Here is a 16,349-nt window from a genome sequence, read left to right on the forward strand (position 1 = left end):
CCGTTAAACCACGCTGGCCGAACGCAGGCTTGAATTCGTGGGTAACCCGGCAGGACGCCGGGTTAGCCGCCCCGCGCCATGGATGGCGCGTGGCGGCGGCCCACGGATTCAAGCCTGCGTTCGGGCACACCGAGCCCAAGCGAGGTGCCGAGTGGTGGGGCAAGAGCGTTTTGCTTACTTTTGCGCTTTTCAAAAGTGAGCCGCTGTCAGAGCGGAACCCTAAGCGGCCGTTACCGCAGCAATGGATATGTACACAACCCAACTGCGTTGACTGCCAAGCCGCCTTCGCGAGCAAGCCCGCTCCCACATTGGGATCGTGGGGTGTCAGGTAGATAGCCGTCGGCTGGCAGGCCGTCATTGCAGGCAAGCCAGCTCCCACGCAAGCTCCTTGGCCACAAGATATGTGGCGCCCATGCTATGGTGCTCGCCCCTTACCGTGCCTGTTCATCATCGTATGATCGTGATCCCTCGCCCCCTGCGCCTGACCTTCTACTCCCTGTTGATCATCGCCGGTGCGGTGCTGGCCGCCGCCTTGGCCACGCGCCATGCCGAACGCCAGGCCCTGGTGGACGACGCCGCCCGTGCCAATCAGCAGCTCGCGCTGTACGCCAACTCGCTGCACACCCTGATCGAACGCTACCGTGCCCTGCCCGCCGTGCTGGCGCTGGACTCGGAAATGATCAGCGCCTTGAAGGGCCCGCTGGACGCCGCCACGCAAGACCGGCTCAACCGCAAGCTGGAGCGTATCAACGGCGCCGCGCAGTCTTCGACGCTGGAACTGATGGACCGCACCGGCCTGGCCGTGGCCGCCAGCAACTGGAACCTGCCCAGCAGTTATGTCGGCCACAATTACGCGTTCAGGCCGTATTTCAGCCAGACCCTGAGCCAGGGCACCGGGCGCTTTTATGCGGTGGGGGTGACCACGGGCATTCCGGGCTACTTTCTTTCCAGTGCGGTCGTGGATGAGCACGAGCAATTCCTCGGCGCCATGGTGGTCAAGCTCGAGTTCCCCGAGCTGGAACGCGAATGGGCCCAGGGCAATGACCTGCTGTTGGTCAGCGATGCGCGGGGCATCGTGTTTATCGCCAACCAGCCGGGCTGGCGTTATCGCAACCTGCGGCCGTTGTCTGAAAATGACCTGGCTGAACTCAAGGCCACCCGCCAATACGACAAGAAGCAACTGCAGCCACTGGACACCCAGCCCCTGCAACGCTTTGACGAAAACAGCCACTTGATCCGCGTCAACGGCCCCGACGGCAACGCCAATTACATCTGGGAGTCGCTGCCGCTCAAGCGCGAAGGCTGGACCCTGCACCTGTTGCGCAAACCCCAGTTTGCCTTTGAAGACCAACGTAACGCGGGCCTTGCCGCTGCGGGTTCGTGGCTGGCACTGGTGTTTCTGGTGCTGTTCCTCAGCCAGCGCTGGCGCCTGGCCCGCTTGCGCCAGCGCAGCCGTGAAGAACTGGAGCAATTGGTCGAAGAACGCACCCAGGCGTTGCGCACCGCCCAGGATGGCCTGGTGCAGTCGGCCAAGCTGGCAGCACTGGGGCAGATGTCGGCCGCCCTCGCCCATGAAATCAACCAACCACTGACCGCCCAGCGCATGCAACTGGCGACGCTGCGGCTGTTGCTCGACCATGGTCGCGTGGACGATGCCTACAAGGCTCTCACGCCATTGGATGACATGCTCACGCGCATGGCCGCGCTCACCGGCCACCTCAAGACGTTCGCGCGCAAGAGCCCCAGTGGCCTGCGCGAAAAGCTGGACCTGGCGACGGTGGTCGACCAATCCTTGCACCTGCTCGATGCGCGCCTGCGTGACGAAGCCATCGGTGTGGTGCTGGACCTCACACGCCCGGCCTGGGTACGTGGCGACGCGATCCGCCTCGAACAGGTGCTGATCAACCTGTTGCGCAACGCTCTGGACGCCATGGCCGACAAACCGCGCAAGCGCCTGGAAATCCGCCTGCACGCCGATCAGCAGCTGTGGCAGTTGAGCGTCTGCGACAGCGGCGGCGGGATTGCCGAAGAACACTTGGGCAGTGTGTTCGACCCATTTTTCACCACCAAGCCGGTGGGCGACGGGCTCGGCTTGGGGCTGGCGGTGTCCTACGCTATCGTGCATGAACTGGGCGGCCGCCTGAGTGCCGCTAACCGTGGCGATGGCGCAATCTTCACCTTGACCCTGCCTATCGTCCTGGAGACGCCAGACCTATGTTGAACGCGGTGATTGTGGTCGATGACGAAGCGAGTATTCGCACGGCCGTCGAGCAATGGCTGAGCCTGTCGGGGTTTGACGTGCAGTTGTTCAGTCGCGCCGAAGAGTGCCTGGCGCAACTGCCCAAGGACTTTGCCGGGGTGATTCTGAGTGACGTGCGCATGCCGGGGCTCAGCGGTATTGAGTTGTTGGCCGAGGTGCAGCGCCGCGATGCCGATTTGCCGGTGATTTTGCTCACCGGTCATGGCGACGTGCCGATGGCCGTCGAAGCCATGCGCGACGGGGCCTACGACTTCCTGGAAAAACCCTTCAGCCCCGACGCCTTGCTCAACAGCCTGCGCCGGGCGCTGGACAAGCGCGGCCTGATCCTGGAAAACCGCCGCCTGCATCAACAAGCCGATCATCGCGCGCAGTTGGAGTCCAGCCTGCTGGGCGTGTCCAAGGGCCTGCAAAGTTTGCGCCGCCAAGTGCTGGACCTGGCGAGTTTACCGGTCAATGTGCTGATTCGTGGCGAGACCGGCAGCGGTAAGGAGCTGGTCGCCCGCTGCCTGCATGACTTCGGCCCACGCGCCAAGAAGCCCTTCGTGGCCCTCAATTGCGCGGCGATCCCCGAGCAGTTGTTCGAAGCCGAGCTGTTCGGGCATGAAAGCGGCGCCTTCACCGGCGCCCAGGGCAAACGTATCGGCAAGCTGGAATATGCCCACGGCGGCACCTTGTTTCTGGATGAAATAGAAAGCATGCCCCTGGCCCAACAGGTGAAATTGCTGCGTGTGTTGCAAGAGCAGAAGCTGGAGCGGCTGGGCTCCAACCAGAGTATCCATGTGGACCTGCGCATCATCGCCGCCACCAAGCCCGACCTGCTGGAAGAAGCCCGTGCCGGGCGCTTTCGCGAAGACTTGGCCTATCGGCTCAACGTCGCCCAACTGCGCCTGCCGCCCTTGCGTGAACGTCGCGAAGATATTCCGCTGTTGTACGAGCATTTTGCGCAAAGCGCCGCCGAGCGTCTGGGCCGCCAGGTCGAGCCCTTGAGTGGGCCACAGCTGGGGCGCCTGCTCAGCCATGACTGGCCGGGCAATGTGCGCGAACTGGCCAACGTCGCCGAGCGCCAGGTGCTGGGGCTGGACGAGCCGGAACCGCAAGGGATCGAAGCCGGGCAGTCGTTGGCGGCACAACAGGAGGCGTTCGAGGCACACTGCCTGAAGGCCGCGTTGACGCGTCATAAGGGCGATATCAAGGCGGTGCTGGCCGAGTTGCAACTGCCGCGCCGTACCTTCAATGAGAAGATGCAGCGGCATGGGTTGGTGAGGGAGATGTTTCTCTGATCCCGCTTCTGTATCGATTGTAAGGACGTCTTCGCGAGCAAGCCCGCTCCCACATTTGAAATGCATTTCAACCTGTGGGAGCGGGCTTGCTCGCGAAGAGGCCATTAGCCATAAGCGGATTTCCGCTCATCACCCCAAAACCATCAGCGAATTTCCGCTCAATAAAATCCCGCAACCCTTCTATTCCGGGCCTTCCTCTACCTGGCACAGCTCCTGCTATAGCCCCAACAGGCTGCGCACGCGCCGCTCCATAAAAACAACTAGATGAAGGATCCTTCAATGGATAACTCCAACACCGTGCCTCTGGGATCGACGGCCGTCAAAGCGCAGGAGCGCACCACCTCCAGCCGCATCAAGTCGATCTTCAGCGGATCGGTCGGCAACATGGTCGAATGGTACGACTGGTACGTCTACGCCGCCTTCTCGCTGTACTTCGCCAAAGCCTTCTTCCCCAAAGGCGACACCACTGCCCAACTGCTCAACACCGCCGCGATCTTCGCCGTAGGCTTCCTGATGCGCCCGATCGGTGGCTGGCTGATGGGCCTGTACGCCGACAAAGTGGGGCGTAAAAAAGCCTTGATGGCCTCGGTGTACCTGATGTGCTTCGGCTCGCTGCTGATTGCCCTGAGCCCCGGCTATGAAATCATTGGTATCGGTGCGCCGATCCTGCTGGTGTTTGCCCGCCTGCTGCAGGGCCTGTCGGTCGGCGGCGAATACGGTACCTCTGCCACTTACCTGAGTGAGATGGCCACCAAGGAACGTCGCGGTTTCTACTCCAGCTTCCAGTACGTGACCCTGATCTCCGGCCAGCTCATCGCGCTGGCGGTGCTGATTGTGCTGCAACAGGTGCTCACCACCGAGCAGTTGTACGCCTGGGGCTGGCGTATCCCGTTCGCCATCGGTGCCTTGTGTGCAGTGGTCGCGCTATACCTGCGTCGTGGCATGGAAGAAACCGAGTCGTTCACCAAGAAAGAAAAAGCCAAGGAAAGCGCAATGCGCACCTTGATGCGCCACCCCAAGGAACTGCTGACCGTGGTCGGCCTGACCATGGGCGGCACCCTGGCGTTCTACACCTACACCACCTACATGCAGAAATACCTGGTGAACACCGTCGGCATGAGCATCTCCGACTCCACCACCATCTCGGCGGCGACGCTGTTTCTGTTCATGTGCCTGCAACCGATCATCGGCGGGCTGTCGGATAAAATCGGCCGCCGCCCGATCCTGATCGCCTTCGGCGTGCTTGGCACCCTGTTCACCGTGCCGATCCTCACCACCCTGCACACCATCCAAAGCTGGTGGGGCGCGTTCTTCCTGATCATGGCAGCGCTGATCATCGTCAGCGGCTACACCTCGATCAACGCCGTGGTGAAGGCCGAGCTGTTCCCGACCGAAATCCGTGCGCTGGGCGTGGGCCTGCCGTATGCCCTGACCGTGTCGATCTTCGGCGGCACCGCTGAATACATCGCGCTGTGGTTCAAGAGCATCGGTATGGAAACCGGTTACTACTGGTACGTGACGGCGTGTATCGCGGTGTCGTTGATGGTGTACGTGACCATGAAGGACACGCGTAAGCACTCTCGAATCACCACGGACTAAAAAAATGTGGGAGCGGGCTTGCCCGCGATAGCGGAGGATCAGTCAAAGTTGTATCAACTGACCCACCGCAATCGCGGGCAAGCCCGCTCCCACATTTAGTCTTAGGACAACTCTGCGGCCTCACTCCGTCCATAACGCCGCTGTGCATACGACGCGCCGACAATCATCACCAGCAGCACCGCCGCCAACACCGCCGATGAACCGACGGTGCCAAAATCCAGGCCGCCCTTTTCATGGGGTTTGGTCAGGAAGTCCCCCAAGGTCGCGCCAAACGGCCGTGTCAGTACAAACGCCACCCAGAACAACAGCACCGACGAGATGCGCGTGAAGTACTTGAGCGCCACCACCGCGGCGATGGTCGAACCGATCAGCAATGCGCCACCGGCGAAGCCCAACCCCGAATCGTCCGCGAGAAAATCGCCCAATGCGGTGCCCAAGGTGTTGGAAAACAGGATCGCCATCCAGTAAAACAGCTCGCCCCGGAAGGTCTGCACCTTGTTTACATTCAGCGAGTCACCACTGAGGTGCCACACCGCAAAGATGATCATCAAGATCACGATCAGGATCATCGACCCTGTGGCGTAGCCCAGCCCCAGCGTGCGGTCCATGAAGTCGGACATCGTGGTACCCGCCGTGCTGGTGGACAAAATCACGATCCAGTACAGCACCGGGTTGTAGGTTTTCGACCAGAGTTGCGTCACCAGGGTCACCAGGAACACGCTGATGAGGATCATGGAGCTGATGGCGTAACCAACGTTCAAGGTCATCGACAGCAAATCCCCGGCGGTTTCGCCCAAGGTGGTTGCGCAGATTTTCATGACCCAGAACGCCAAGGTGATCTGAGGAAGTTTGTTCATGCAGTAGATGGCTCCAAGGCTCAGTCTTATAGGGGGTATTGACCTTGGGCGCAGACTGAAGGGAAAGCTGTGAAAAATAGGTGGCCTATGTATGAAAAATCCATGGGCACCGTGGAAATTCACCGCCATGAATTGCACTATGACGGTCTCTCAAACCGCGTAGCAGGAACCCCGGCCATGCCTGACGATATCCACTTTTACGAACCCGCCAACGGCCACGGCCTGCCTCACGACCCGTTCAATGCCATCGTCGGCCCACGCCCGATTGGCTGGATCTCCTCCCACGACCGCGAAGGCCGCCTGAATCTGGCGCCCTACAGCTTCTTCAATGCGTTCAACTACATTCCGCCGATCATTGGGTTTTCCAGTGTCGGGCGCAAAGACAGCCTGAACAATATCGAACAGACCGGCGAGTTCGTCTGGAACCTGGCCACCCGCCCGCTGGCCGAGCAGATGAACCAGAGCTGCGCGCCGGTATCGCCCGAGGTGAATGAATTCGAACTCTCCGGCTTAACGCCAGTGGCTTCGAAAATCGTCGGCGTACCACGGGTGGGCGAGAGCCCGGTGTCGTTCGAGTGCAAGGTGACGCAGATCATCCAACTGCAACGTGCCGACCAACAGTTGGTGCCAAGCTGGCTGGTGCTGGGCGAGGTGGTTGCGGTGCACATCGCCAAGTGGTTGCTCAAGGATGGGATCTACGACACCGCTGCCGCCGAGCCGATTTTGCGTGGGGGTGGCCCGGCGGATTATTTCCAGCTGGGGCCGGAAGCGCTGTTCAAGATGTACAGACCTCAATAGCCCCTGTAGGAGCGAGCTTGCTCGCGAAGATCGTCAACGATAACGCGGGGCACCAGGCTGAACGCGGTGCTCTTGAGTTTTTCGCGAGCAAGCGCGCTCCTACAGTGCGGCGGGAGCCCAGGTCAGTTGGCCTTCTGCATCCACATCGACCAGACGCTCAAGTTGCAGCGTCGCCGCATCATCAGCATCCGAAGCCGTCTTGAACGTCTGCCCATCAAGGATCTTGTGAAACCTGGGTGCGCCCATGCCATCCAGTGCCTTGACGGCGACGGCGGCGCTGTAGCCACCTTCGCCCGGTACTACGGCGGAAACGGCTTCGTGGTGGGCAAATTGTTTACGTGCCATGTTGCAGGTCCTGGCCAATGGAAAGTCGGCCATTCTAACCGCTAACCGGCCAGTTGCAGGTACTCGCCGTACGCCTGTGCGGCCGATGCGTCGGTAAAAGTCTGGAAGTCCATACTGCGCACGACCATGTCGTTCAACAGCTCGGTGAAGATCATCAGGGCCGGAGAGCTGAAGTAGGCGCTCATGGCCTGCTCGCTGCTCCAGAACCCGGACACCAGCCACACATCGGGGTCGACCTGGGAGTGCTGCAACGAGAATTGCAGGCAACCCTGGGCCTGGCGACCCGGTTCAATCAAACTGCTCAAGCGTGCACCGAGTTCGGTGCTGCACCCGCTACGGGCACGGATAAAGGCCATATGGCTCGCGGGAATGGGGGTGGACATGTTCGACTCTCCCGTTGAGAAGTGATGCTCGGCAAGCACAATGAGGGCGTGTTGCCACAGGATCAAAGATAGCGGCGCGGCGGTAAGCGCGGTTAGTCAATTCCTGCAGGCTTATTGCACAATCCTGCGAGAAGCGTAGGGAGGACGTCCGACCCCAGGATTTATTCCAGGCCCAGAGCCCATGTTTCAGGCAGATGACAGGCTGCGCACTTGCCTGATTCACGCTATCTCGCAGGATCAGGCAAGGATGCTGCAGAATCGACGTAACACTATTTGAACAGCCGCCGCTAAGCTGAGCCCATCAAAGCCGCGTGTAGAGGACACCCCATGCCGTCGCCCGAATCCAAGCCCGTTCCCCTTGATGCCGAGATGGAGAAACAACGCGCCGAGCTGGCCAGTATCGTGCACCGCCATACCTGGGAGGACGGCTCCTACGGCACGGCGATCACCTCGCTGTACTTGAACCGCCACAACGCGCCCCGGGATTTCATGCCGGTGTTGGTGGAACCTGCGCTGTGCATCCTCGCCAGTGGCAGCAAGGAAGTGCGCCTGGCCGACGAGATCTTTGCCTACGACCCGCTCAACTACCTGGTGTTCTCGGTGGCAATGCCGGTGGCCGGCCGCATCATCGACGCCACCGCCGAGGACCCGAACCTCTCGGTGCGCATCAACATCGACCCGGCGCAGCTCACCGCGCTGATCGCAGAGGCCGGGCCAATGGGCGTGCCCTCACGCCCGACCTCGCGAGGCATGTACGTCGACCGCATTGATCACGCACTGCTCGATGCGGTGCTGCGCCTGACCCGCTTGCTGGACACGCCTAAAGACATCGCGATGCTCGCGCCGCTGATCAACCGTGAAATCCTCTACCGTTTGCTGCGTGGCCCGCAGGGTTATCGCCTGTATGAAATTGCTGTGGCTAACAGCCAGAGCCATCGGGTGAGCCAGGCAATCACCTGGTTGAATGGCAACTACGAACAGCCGCTGCGTATCGACGACCTGGCCAAGGAAGTGAACCTGAGCGTCTCGACCTTGCACCACCGGTTCAAAGCGATCACCGCCATGAGCCCGCTGCAATACCAGAAGCAACTGCGCTTGCAGGAAGCGCGGCGGCTGATGATCGCCGAAGGGCTGGAGGCTTCGGCGGCGGGGTATCGGGTGGGGTATGAAAGCCCGTCGCAGTTCAGCCGGGAGTACAGCCGGTTGTTTGGTGCGCCGCCGCTGCGCGACTTGGCCCGGTTGCGCCAAAGCATCTGATGCGTGCGTAGCAAAATGTGGGAGCTGGCTTGCCTGCGATGGCGGCCTGGCAGCCGACACTTATCTACCTGATGCCCCACGATCCAACTGTGGGAGCGGGCTTGCTCGCGAAGGCGGCCTGGCAGGCGACACAGTTGGATTGGGTATATATCCATTGCTGCGGTAACGGCTACTTAGGGTTCCGCCCTGACGGCGGCTCACTTTTGAAAAGCGCAAAAGTAAGCAAAACGCTCTTGCCCCACCACTCGGCACCTCGCCTAGGCTCGGTGTGCCCGTAATCCGCCAGTGATTTGGGGGGCCGCCTGAGATCAAAAGCAGATCAAGATCAAGAGCGGCTCGCTTCGCATCGTGGTTACCGTCGGCTGCTACAGGCTGCAAAGTTGTGTAGATACCTATGGCTATCGCAGGCAAGCCAGCTCCCACAGTAGGTCTGCGTATATTCAGTCTAATCCGCGGGGGAGCTGCAAGGTGACGCGCAGGCCGCCTTCACGCAGGTTCTGCAAACTTACTTCGCCCCCATGGCTGTGGGCAATGTTGCGCGCAATCCCCAACCCCAACCCGTAACCCTGCTGCTGGCCGGCCAGGCGAAAGTGCGGTTCAAACACTTGCTCCAGTCGCTGCTGCGGCACGCCTGGGCCTTCATCATCCACGTGCAGGATGAACTGCACGCCATCGTCCTCGATATGCAAATGCGCGTTCTGCCCGTACTTGAGCGCGTTGTCGATCAGGTTGCCGATGCAACGCTTGAGCGCCAGCGGCTTGCCTGGGTAGGCTGACAGCGCCGCCCCATCGAGGGTCACTCGGCCATTGCCATGGGGTGCCAGGTACGGCTCCACCAGGCATTCGAGGACGTGGTTGAGGTCCACCGGCTGGATGTTTTCGTGGATGTCGGTGTCTTTCACGCATTGCAGCGCGCCCTTGACCAGCAATTCCAGCTCATCCAGGTCACGGCCGAATTTGTTTTGCAGGTTCTCGTCTTCCAGCAATTCCACGCGCAGGCGCAGGCGGGTGATGGGTGTGCGCAGGTCATGGGAAATCGCGCTGAACAGCTGGCTGCGCTCGGTCAGGTAACGGCTGATGCGTTCACGCATGGCATTGAATGCACGGCCCACTTCCACCACTTCACTGCCGCCGCCTTCCGCCACCGGCTCCACATCGGCGCCCAGGGACATGTCCCGCGCCGCTCGTGCCAGGCGCTTGAGCGGCCGGCTTTGCCAGTGCACCAGCAGGCCGATGAACAGCAGCAGAAAACCGCTGGTGAGCACGATAAACCACACCTGCTGGGACGGCAGGCCTTGTTCTTCCAGGCTGGTGTAGGGCTCGGGCAACAGCGAGGCGATGTACAGCCATTCGCCGGGCGCCAGTTGAATCTGGGTGACCAGCACCGGCGGGTTCACCGGCTCCAGGGTTAGCGCGTAATGGGCCCAGGAGCGTGGCAGTTCGTCGAGCTTCAGGCCGGCATTGAAGATGCGCAGGTCTTCGGCGCTGACGAACTCTACCGAGATATGCACGTCGGCGCCCAGGGTCTGGCGCAGCACTTCATCCACCGCCACCAGTACCGCTTGCTTGCGCGGGGTTTCGGGCAGTATCTGCATGTCCAGCGGGCGATCGTTGAGGGTCACTACAAAACGCGTGCCGCCCATGCTGCGCAATTGGTCCAGTACTAACGGGCGATAGGCCACCGGCAGCGACCGGAAGTAACTCACGCTGGCGGTCATTGAATGCGCGAGGCTGCGGGCGCTGGTCACCAGGCCCTCAAGCTGGGTAGCGCGCAATTGCGACACCCAGATCACGCTGGACAGCGCCTGGGCGAACAACACCGCCAGCAAGGTCAGCAATAACATGCGCCCCAGCAGCGAGCGGGGTACCGGGAAGCGGCGGCGACGTTCGCTCAGCGGTTCAGTGGGCATTGCCGGCAACCACGCTGGCTGCCAGTTGATAGCCGCTGCCACGCACGGTGCGGATCAGCCGCGGGGGTTTCTCGGTGTCGCGCAGGCGCTGGCGCAGGCGGCTGACGGCCATGTCGACGATACGGTCCAAGGGCATCAGGTCACGGCCACGGGTGGCGTTGCCGATGGTGTCACGGTCGAGAATCTGCTGCGGGTGGTCGAGAAACAACTTGAGCAAGGCAAAGTCGGCACCGGAGAGGATCACCTCTTCGCCGTCCACATGAAACAAGCGGTGGCTGATCATATCCAGGCGCCATTCATCGAACACCCACACATCGCCGCCACTGCTGCGCTCCTGGCCGAATTGGCAGCGGCGCAGCAGTGCCTTGATGCGCGCCTGCAGCTCGCGGGGGCTGAACGGCTTGCCGATATAGTCATCGGCGCCCAGCTCCAGGCCGATCACGCGGTCGGCTTCGTCGGAACTGGCGGTGAGCATGATGATCGGCACCTGCGCCTGGCGCGGGTGCTGGCGGATCCAGCGGCACAGGCTGAAGCCGTCTTCGTCTGGCAACATCACATCGAGGATGACCAGGTCGCACGGTGCCTCGTTCATCGCCTGGCGGAACCCCGCGCCATCGGACACGCCACGGACCTGAAAGCCGGCGCGACTGAGGTAGGTTTGCAGCAATTCGCGGATTTCCTGGTCGTCGTCGACGAGGAGAATGGATTTACTGATTACGCTCACGGGGGCCTCCTTGTTGTTATGGCCTGGCTTAAATCATCGGGTGCCCTTTAGGCCGCCATCGCAGGCAAGCCAGCTCCCACACTTGGAATGCATTCCAGACGGTGGGAGCTGGCTTGCCTGCGATGGCGCCATTATGACCTATGCAAAAGCTTGCTCAAGCGCCACACCCGCCCCAGTCAGCCCGGAATACGGCGCCGTCACCAACCACACCGGAATACCTTTGAAGTAGTCGCTCATGCAGCCTTTATCCGCAAAGCTTTTGGCGAAACCGCTGTTGATAAAGAAGTCGGCAAACCTCGGTATCACCCCACCCACGATGTACACGCCACCGCGCCCACCGGTGGTCAAGACGTTATTGCCCGCCACCCGGCCCAGCCAGATGCTGAACTGGTCCAAAACTTCCATGGCCACCGGGTCACCGGCCAGGCCCGCCGCCGTGATGGCTTCGGGGGTGTCCAGCACCGGCTCATGCCCATCCACCGCACAAATCGCCCGGTACAGCCGTGGCAAGCCGCCACCGCTCAACGCGGTTTCGGCGCTGACATGCCCGATCTCGCTGTAGATGTGTTGCCACAATTGGGTTTCCCGTGGGCTGCTCAGGGGCAGGTCGACATGCCCACCCTCCCCCGGCAATGCTGCCCAGCGGCCTGCGCCGAGGTCCAGCAAGGTGCCGACGCCAAGGCCGGTGCCCGGGCCGATCACCACGGCCGGGCGCAAGGGTTCCGGCGTGCCTTCGCAGACCACGCGAAATTCGTCGGGCTTGAGCCGGGTCATGCCCAGGGCCATGGCCGAGAAATCGTTGACCAGCAACAGTTCATCCACCTGCAGGGCCTGGCAAAACGCGGTTTTGCTCAGGCGCCAGTGGTTGTTGGTGAACTTGAATTCATCGCCGCTCACCGGCCCGGCCACCGACAGGCACACCGCACCGATGTCGCCGATTTGCAGGCCCTCTTCTTTGAGGTAGAGCTTGATCGCCTCTTCAGGGCTGCCGTGATCCGCCGTGGCATGCACGCGGATCGAATGCAGTTCCTGATCCCGCCATAACGCAAAACGGGCGTTAGTCCCCCCGATGTCACCGACCAGCGCAAGCTTCACTTAAGCGTCTCCAAGGCAGAGGTAAAGGCGCTGGCGCCCTGCTCTGCGGAGCTTGCGGCCAAGCGCATGAATGCAAACAGCTCGCGACCGGCTCCCACGTTATTGCCCAACAGGCCCGTGGCAGGCGTGCGCGCTGCAAATACTTCGGCGTCCACCTTAAGCTCCAGGGTGCCGGTAACGCCATCCACACGGATGATATCGCCATCCTGGACCCGCGCCAGCGGCCCGCCGCTCTGGGCTTCGGGGTTGACGTGGATCGCGGCAGGGATCTTACCCGACGCGCCGGACATTCGCCCATCTGTCACCAGTGCCACTTTGAAACCACGGTCCTGCAACACGCCCAGGAACGGGGTCATCTTATGCAATTCGGGCATGCCATTGGAGCGCGGCCCCTGGAAGCGCATCACCGCGACGAAGTCTTTTTCCAACAGGCCGGCCTTGAAGGCATCGGCCAGGTCCTGCTGGTCCTGGAACACCACCGCCGGCGCTTCGACCACCTGATGCTCCGGCGCTACTGCCGAAACCTTCATCACGCCACGGCCAAGGTTGCCTTCCATCACGCGCAAGCCGCCTTCCGGCGAGAACGCACGAGCCACCGGGCGCAGGATGGTTTCGTCGAGGCTTTCGATCGGGCCGTCGCGCCAGACCAGTTCGCCGTCGACCAGGAAAGGTTCCTGGATATAGCGGCTCAGGCCCTTGCCGGCCACGGTGTTGACGTCTTCGTGGAGCAAGCCGGCTTCCAGCAGTTCGCGGATCAGGAACGACATACCGCCCGCCGCCTGGAAGTGGTTGATGTCAGCTTTGCCGTTTGGATACACGTGGGACAGGGTCGGCACCACCTCGGAGAGGTCGGCCATGTCCTGCCAGGTCAGGATGATGCCTGCCGACATGGCGATAGCCGGCATGTGCATGGTGTGGTTGGTGGAGCCGCCGGTGGCATTGAGCGCAACGATGGAGTTGACGATGGACTTCTCGTCGACAATCTCGCCAATCGGCGTGAAGTTGCCATTGGCCTTGGTCAAGCGCGTGACCTGGTGCGCGGCTTCGCGGGTCAACGCATCGCGCAGCGGCGTGTACGGGTTGACGAACGAAGCGCCGGGCAAGTGCAGGCCCATGACTTCCATCAGCAACTGGTTGGTGTTGGCGGTGCCGTAGAAGGTGCAGGTGCCGGGGCTGTGGTAGGACTTCATCTCCGATTCCAGCAGTTCTTCGCGGCTGGCCTTGCCTTCGGCGTAGCGCTGACGCACATCGGCCTTCTGCTTGTTGGAGATACCCGACGGCATCGGCCCGCCCGGCACGAAGATCATCGGCAGGTGGCCGTAGCGCAGCGCACCCATCATCAGGCCAGGGACGATCTTGTCGCAGATGCCCAGCATCAGCGCGGCGTCGAACATGTTGTGGGACAGCGCTACCGCCGTAGACATGGCGATGACTTCACGGCTGAGCAGGCTCAGCTCCATGCCCGGCTCGCCCTGGGTCACGCCGTCGCACATGGCGGGGGTGCCGCCGGCGAACTGGCCGACCGAGCCGACTTCGCGCAGGGCCTTTTTGATTTGTTCGGGGAAATGCTCGTAGGGCTGATGCGCCGAGAGCATGTCGTTATAAGAAGAAACAATTGCCACGTTGGCGGCATTCATCATGCGCAGGCTGTTTTTGTCTTCGGTGCCGCAACCGGCCACGCCATGGGCGAAGTTGGCGCATTGCAGCTTGCCGCGCATCGGACCGTCGCTGGCTGCGCCGCGAATGAGCGCAAGGTAAGCCTCGCGGGTGGCGCGGCTGCGGGCGATAAGCCGTTCGGTGACCTCAAGAACGCGGGGATGCATGTATAGAACTCCAGGCTAACGGATGTGGCGACCTGAGAGTCTATGCTGATCAAACGCCCACGGCTCATGGGATGGCAGGGGGTCGTTTGGATCATCGGACCAGTTGATTCAGGTCACTCGTTGTAGATTGAACAAAATATTGCCACTAAAAAGGCTTGTTTTCTATTTTTATGCGAATAATCTTGTAATTCTTACAACAAATCGACGACAGGCACTTTCCGATGACTCTTCGAATCGCAATCAATGGTTTTGGCCGTATCGGCCGTAATGTCCTGCGCGCACTGTATACCCAAGGCTATCGCCAGGATTTGCAGATCGTCGCCATCAACGATTTGGGCGACAGCTCGATCAATGCCCACCTGCTCAAGTACGACACCGTACACGGCACTTTCGACGCAGAGGTCGCCCACGATCAGGAAAGCCTGACCGTCAATGGTGACCGGATTGCCGTGAGTGCCATTCGCAACCCCGCCGACCTGCCGTGGGCTGCGCACAAGATTGACGTGGTGTTCGAATGCACCGGCCTGTTCACCGACCGTGACAAGGCTGCCGCCCATATTAGTGCCGGCGCGCGCAAGGTGATCATCTCCGCCCCGGCCAAAGGCGCGGACGCCACGGTGGTCTACGGGGTAAACCATGACATTTTGCGTCAATCCCACCAGATCATTTCCAACGCATCGTGCACCACCAACTGCCTGGCGCCGGTGGCCCAGGTGCTGCATCGCGAGCTAGGCATCGAAAGCGGGCTGATGACCACCATCCACGCCTACACCAACGACCAGAACCTCACCGACGTGTACCACACCGACCCGTACCGCGCGCGCTCGGCCACCCAGAACATGATCCCGAGCAAGACCGGCGCCGCTGAAGCAGTGGGCCTGGTGCTGCCGGAACTGGCAGGCAAGCTGACCGGCATGGCGGTGCGTGTACCGGTGATTAACGTGTCCCTGGTGGACCTCACCGTGCAGCTGAAAAAAGAAGCCACGGCCGATGAGGTCAACGCCTTGCTCAAACACGCCAGCCAGCATTCGAAGATCCTCGGCTACAACACCCTGCCGCTGGTTTCCAGCGACTTCAACCATAACCCGCTGTCGTCGATCTTCGACGCCAATCACACCAAGGTCAGCGGCAAATTGCTCAAAGTGCTGGCGTGGTATGACAACGAGTGGGGCTTCTCCAACCGTATGCTGGATAACTGCCTGGCGCTGTGTAACGCCGAATAAGCCCCTCTTGAGGGAGCCGGGCGCGTGTGGGAGCGGGCTTGCTCGCGAATGCGGTGGCTCAGTTGGCCTATTCGTTGACTGACATACCGCTTTCGCGAGCAAGCCCGCTCCCACATGGGTTTAGTGCATCTCCTTGCACCTGCGCTGGCCCAGCGAAATAGCCACTTGCCATTTCAGTTGATGATAAGCATTATCATTCACTGCAAATCGGTCTGGTATCACTGTGAGCCAATCTCGCTTCAACCACGTCTTCCTCACCCAACGGGTGATCCTGCTACGAACTCTGCAACGCATGGTGCATAACCACAGCACTGCCGAGGACCTGTTGCAGGAAACCTACCTGCGCGTGACTCGGGCCCTGAGCGAGCGGCCAATCGACCACCTTGAACCTTTTGTCTACCAGACAGCCCGTAACCTGGCGCTGGATCATTTGCGCTCGCGCAGGATTCAGGCGCGTACCCTGCAGGAGGATGTCCCACTGGATGTCCTGCAAAGCGTCGCCGCGCCGGCCAGCACGCCGGAGGAAGCCACCCAGGCCGAGCAACTGCTGGAGCACCTGAGTGTGAGCCTCGGCCAGTTGAGCGCCCGCCAGCAGCGGATTTTCATCCTCAGCCGCCTACACGGTTGCAGCTATCAGGAGATTGCCGATCAGTTGGGTGTGTCCTTGAGCACAGTGCAAAAGGAACTCAAATTGATCATGGCCATCTGTGTGGGTGTGGCCGAACGGCTGGATCAGCCTTAAGCTTCACCCGACAGAGGTGTCGATCCAAGCTGTAGGAAAAATGAATAGAACGT

Annotated in this window: 14 protein-coding genes and 1 pseudogene; 8 read left to right on the forward strand and 7 right to left on the reverse strand. The window is 61.2% G+C overall.

The genetic code is table 11. The features are described 5' to 3' along the window. Positions 1–454 precede the first annotated feature (454 nt). The 3 genes from N2A98_RS21185 (at position 455) to N2A98_RS21195 (ending at position 5,139) form a co-directional block, all read left to right on the forward strand. On the forward strand, positions 455–2,221 hold the full coding sequence (locus tag N2A98_RS21185) for an ATP-binding protein (RefSeq protein WP_047711683.1): 1,767 nt from the start codon (positions 455–457) through the stop codon (positions 2,219–2,221). After that, on the forward strand, positions 2,215–3,540 hold the full coding sequence (locus N2A98_RS21190) for a sigma-54 dependent transcriptional regulator (RefSeq protein ID WP_275622606.1): 1,326 nt from the start codon (positions 2,215–2,217) through the stop codon (positions 3,538–3,540). Before N2A98_RS21185 ends, N2A98_RS21190 begins: the two co-directional genes overlap by 7 nt. Before the next feature lie 279 nt (positions 3,541–3,819). Next, complete coding sequence (locus N2A98_RS21195; RefSeq protein WP_275622607.1) at positions 3,820–5,139, forward strand: MFS transporter; 1,320 nt, start codon at positions 3,820–3,822, stop codon at positions 5,137–5,139. A gap of 101 nt (positions 5,140–5,240) precedes the next feature. Here the strand turns inward: N2A98_RS21195 and N2A98_RS21200 are convergent, their stop codons facing one another. Next, positions 5,241–5,996 carry a membrane protein gene (locus tag N2A98_RS21200; protein WP_032895467.1) on the reverse strand — a complete coding sequence of 252 codons (756 nt, stop codon included), beginning with the start codon at positions 5,994–5,996 and terminating at the stop codon, positions 5,241–5,243. 177 nt (positions 5,997–6,173) lie between these two features. Between N2A98_RS21200 and N2A98_RS21205 the strand changes: the two genes are divergently transcribed. Together N2A98_RS21205 and N2A98_RS21210 are read left to right on the forward strand one after the other, a co-directional pair. Continuing rightward, complete coding sequence (locus tag N2A98_RS21205) at positions 6,174–6,794, forward strand: flavin reductase family protein (RefSeq protein ID WP_044268006.1); 621 nt, start codon at positions 6,174–6,176, stop codon at positions 6,792–6,794. Positions 6,795–6,811: 17 nt separating this feature from the next. After that, positions 6,812–6,901: pseudogene (locus N2A98_RS21210) on the forward strand (outer membrane lipoprotein carrier protein LolA); the annotation flags it as partial. Here N2A98_RS21210 and N2A98_RS21215 read toward each other — a convergent pair. Together N2A98_RS21215 and N2A98_RS21220 are read right to left on the reverse strand one after the other, a co-directional pair. Then, positions 6,894–7,139, reverse strand: coding sequence for a hypothetical protein (locus tag N2A98_RS21215; RefSeq protein WP_044268008.1), 246 nt, complete (start codon positions 7,137–7,139; stop codon positions 6,894–6,896). The pseudogene N2A98_RS21210 and the gene N2A98_RS21215 sit on opposite strands and share 8 nt — an antisense overlap. A gap of 41 nt (positions 7,140–7,180) precedes the next feature. Further along, positions 7,181–7,522, reverse strand: coding sequence for an antibiotic biosynthesis monooxygenase family protein (locus tag N2A98_RS21220; protein ID WP_044268011.1), 342 nt, complete (start codon positions 7,520–7,522; stop codon positions 7,181–7,183). A gap of 327 nt (positions 7,523–7,849) precedes the next feature. Here N2A98_RS21220 and N2A98_RS21225 point away from each other — a divergent pair, with 327 nt between their 5' ends. Continuing rightward, the gene (locus N2A98_RS21225) at positions 7,850–8,779 is read left to right on the forward strand and encodes an AraC family transcriptional regulator (RefSeq protein ID WP_003193916.1); all 930 of its coding nucleotides are present in this window, start codon (positions 7,850–7,852) and stop codon (positions 8,777–8,779) included. 440 nt (positions 8,780–9,219) lie between these two features. Here N2A98_RS21225 and N2A98_RS21230 read toward each other — a convergent pair whose 3' ends face one another. The 4 genes from N2A98_RS21230 to edd form a co-directional block, all read right to left on the reverse strand. Beyond that, on the reverse strand, positions 9,220–10,689 hold the full coding sequence (locus N2A98_RS21230; RefSeq protein ID WP_275622608.1) for an ATP-binding protein: 1,470 nt from the start codon (positions 10,687–10,689) through the stop codon (positions 9,220–9,222). After that, positions 10,679–11,413 carry a response regulator transcription factor gene (locus tag N2A98_RS21235; RefSeq protein ID WP_003193918.1) on the reverse strand — a complete coding sequence of 245 codons (735 nt, stop codon included), beginning with the start codon at positions 11,411–11,413 and terminating at the stop codon, positions 10,679–10,681. The genes N2A98_RS21230 and N2A98_RS21235 overlap by 11 nt, the downstream gene beginning before the upstream one ends. 138 nt (positions 11,414–11,551) lie before the next feature. Then, a complete protein-coding gene (locus tag N2A98_RS21240) occupies positions 11,552–12,508 on the reverse strand; it encodes a glucokinase (protein ID WP_044270924.1) in 957 nt (318 codons plus the stop codon). Further along, on the reverse strand, positions 12,505–14,331 hold the full coding sequence (gene edd, locus N2A98_RS21245) for a phosphogluconate dehydratase (protein WP_275622609.1): 1,827 nt from the start codon (positions 14,329–14,331) through the stop codon (positions 12,505–12,507). Before edd ends, N2A98_RS21240 begins: the two co-directional genes overlap by 4 nt. Positions 14,332–14,552: 221 nt before the next feature. Here edd and gap point away from each other — a divergent pair, with 221 nt between their 5' ends. Beyond that, positions 14,553–15,554 carry a type I glyceraldehyde-3-phosphate dehydrogenase gene (gene gap, locus N2A98_RS21250; protein WP_003193921.1) on the forward strand — a complete coding sequence of 334 codons (1,002 nt, stop codon included), beginning with the start codon at positions 14,553–14,555 and terminating at the stop codon, positions 15,552–15,554. 223 nt (positions 15,555–15,777) lie between these two features. After that, positions 15,778–16,296, forward strand: a complete 519-nt coding sequence (locus N2A98_RS21255; protein WP_003193922.1) for a sigma-70 family RNA polymerase sigma factor — start codon at positions 15,778–15,780, stop codon at positions 16,294–16,296. Positions 16,297–16,349 lie beyond the last annotated feature (53 nt).

Source organism: Pseudomonas sp. FJ2-5-13, assembly GCF_029201605.1.
Taxonomy (GTDB): domain Bacteria; phylum Pseudomonadota; class Gammaproteobacteria; order Pseudomonadales; family Pseudomonadaceae; genus Aquipseudomonas; species Aquipseudomonas lactis.

Coding starts and splice junctions, on each gene's coding strand:
- N2A98_RS21185 (WP_047711683.1), top strand. CDS start 455: ATGATCGTGATCCCTCGCCCCCTGCGCCTGACCTTCTACTCCCTGTTG.
- N2A98_RS21190 (WP_275622606.1), top strand. CDS start 2,215: ATGTTGAACGCGGTGATTGTGGTCGATGACGAAGCGAGTATTCGCACG.
- N2A98_RS21195 (WP_275622607.1), top strand. CDS start 3,820: ATGGATAACTCCAACACCGTGCCTCTGGGATCGACGGCCGTCAAAGCG.
- N2A98_RS21200 (WP_032895467.1), bottom strand. CDS start 5,996: ATGAACAAACTTCCTCAGATCACCTTGGCGTTCTGGGTCATGAAAATC.
- N2A98_RS21205 (WP_044268006.1), top strand. CDS start 6,174: ATGCCTGACGATATCCACTTTTACGAACCCGCCAACGGCCACGGCCTG.
- N2A98_RS21215 (WP_044268008.1), bottom strand. CDS start 7,139: ATGGCACGTAAACAATTTGCCCACCACGAAGCCGTTTCCGCCGTAGTA.
- N2A98_RS21220 (WP_044268011.1), bottom strand. CDS start 7,522: ATGTCCACCCCCATTCCCGCGAGCCATATGGCCTTTATCCGTGCCCGT.
- N2A98_RS21225 (WP_003193916.1), top strand. CDS start 7,850: ATGCCGTCGCCCGAATCCAAGCCCGTTCCCCTTGATGCCGAGATGGAG.
- N2A98_RS21230 (WP_275622608.1), bottom strand. CDS start 10,689: ATGCCCACTGAACCGCTGAGCGAACGTCGCCGCCGCTTCCCGGTACCC.
- edd (WP_275622609.1), bottom strand. CDS start 14,331: ATGCATCCCCGCGTTCTTGAGGTCACCGAACGGCTTATCGCCCGCAGC.
- gap (WP_003193921.1), top strand. CDS start 14,553: ATGACTCTTCGAATCGCAATCAATGGTTTTGGCCGTATCGGCCGTAAT.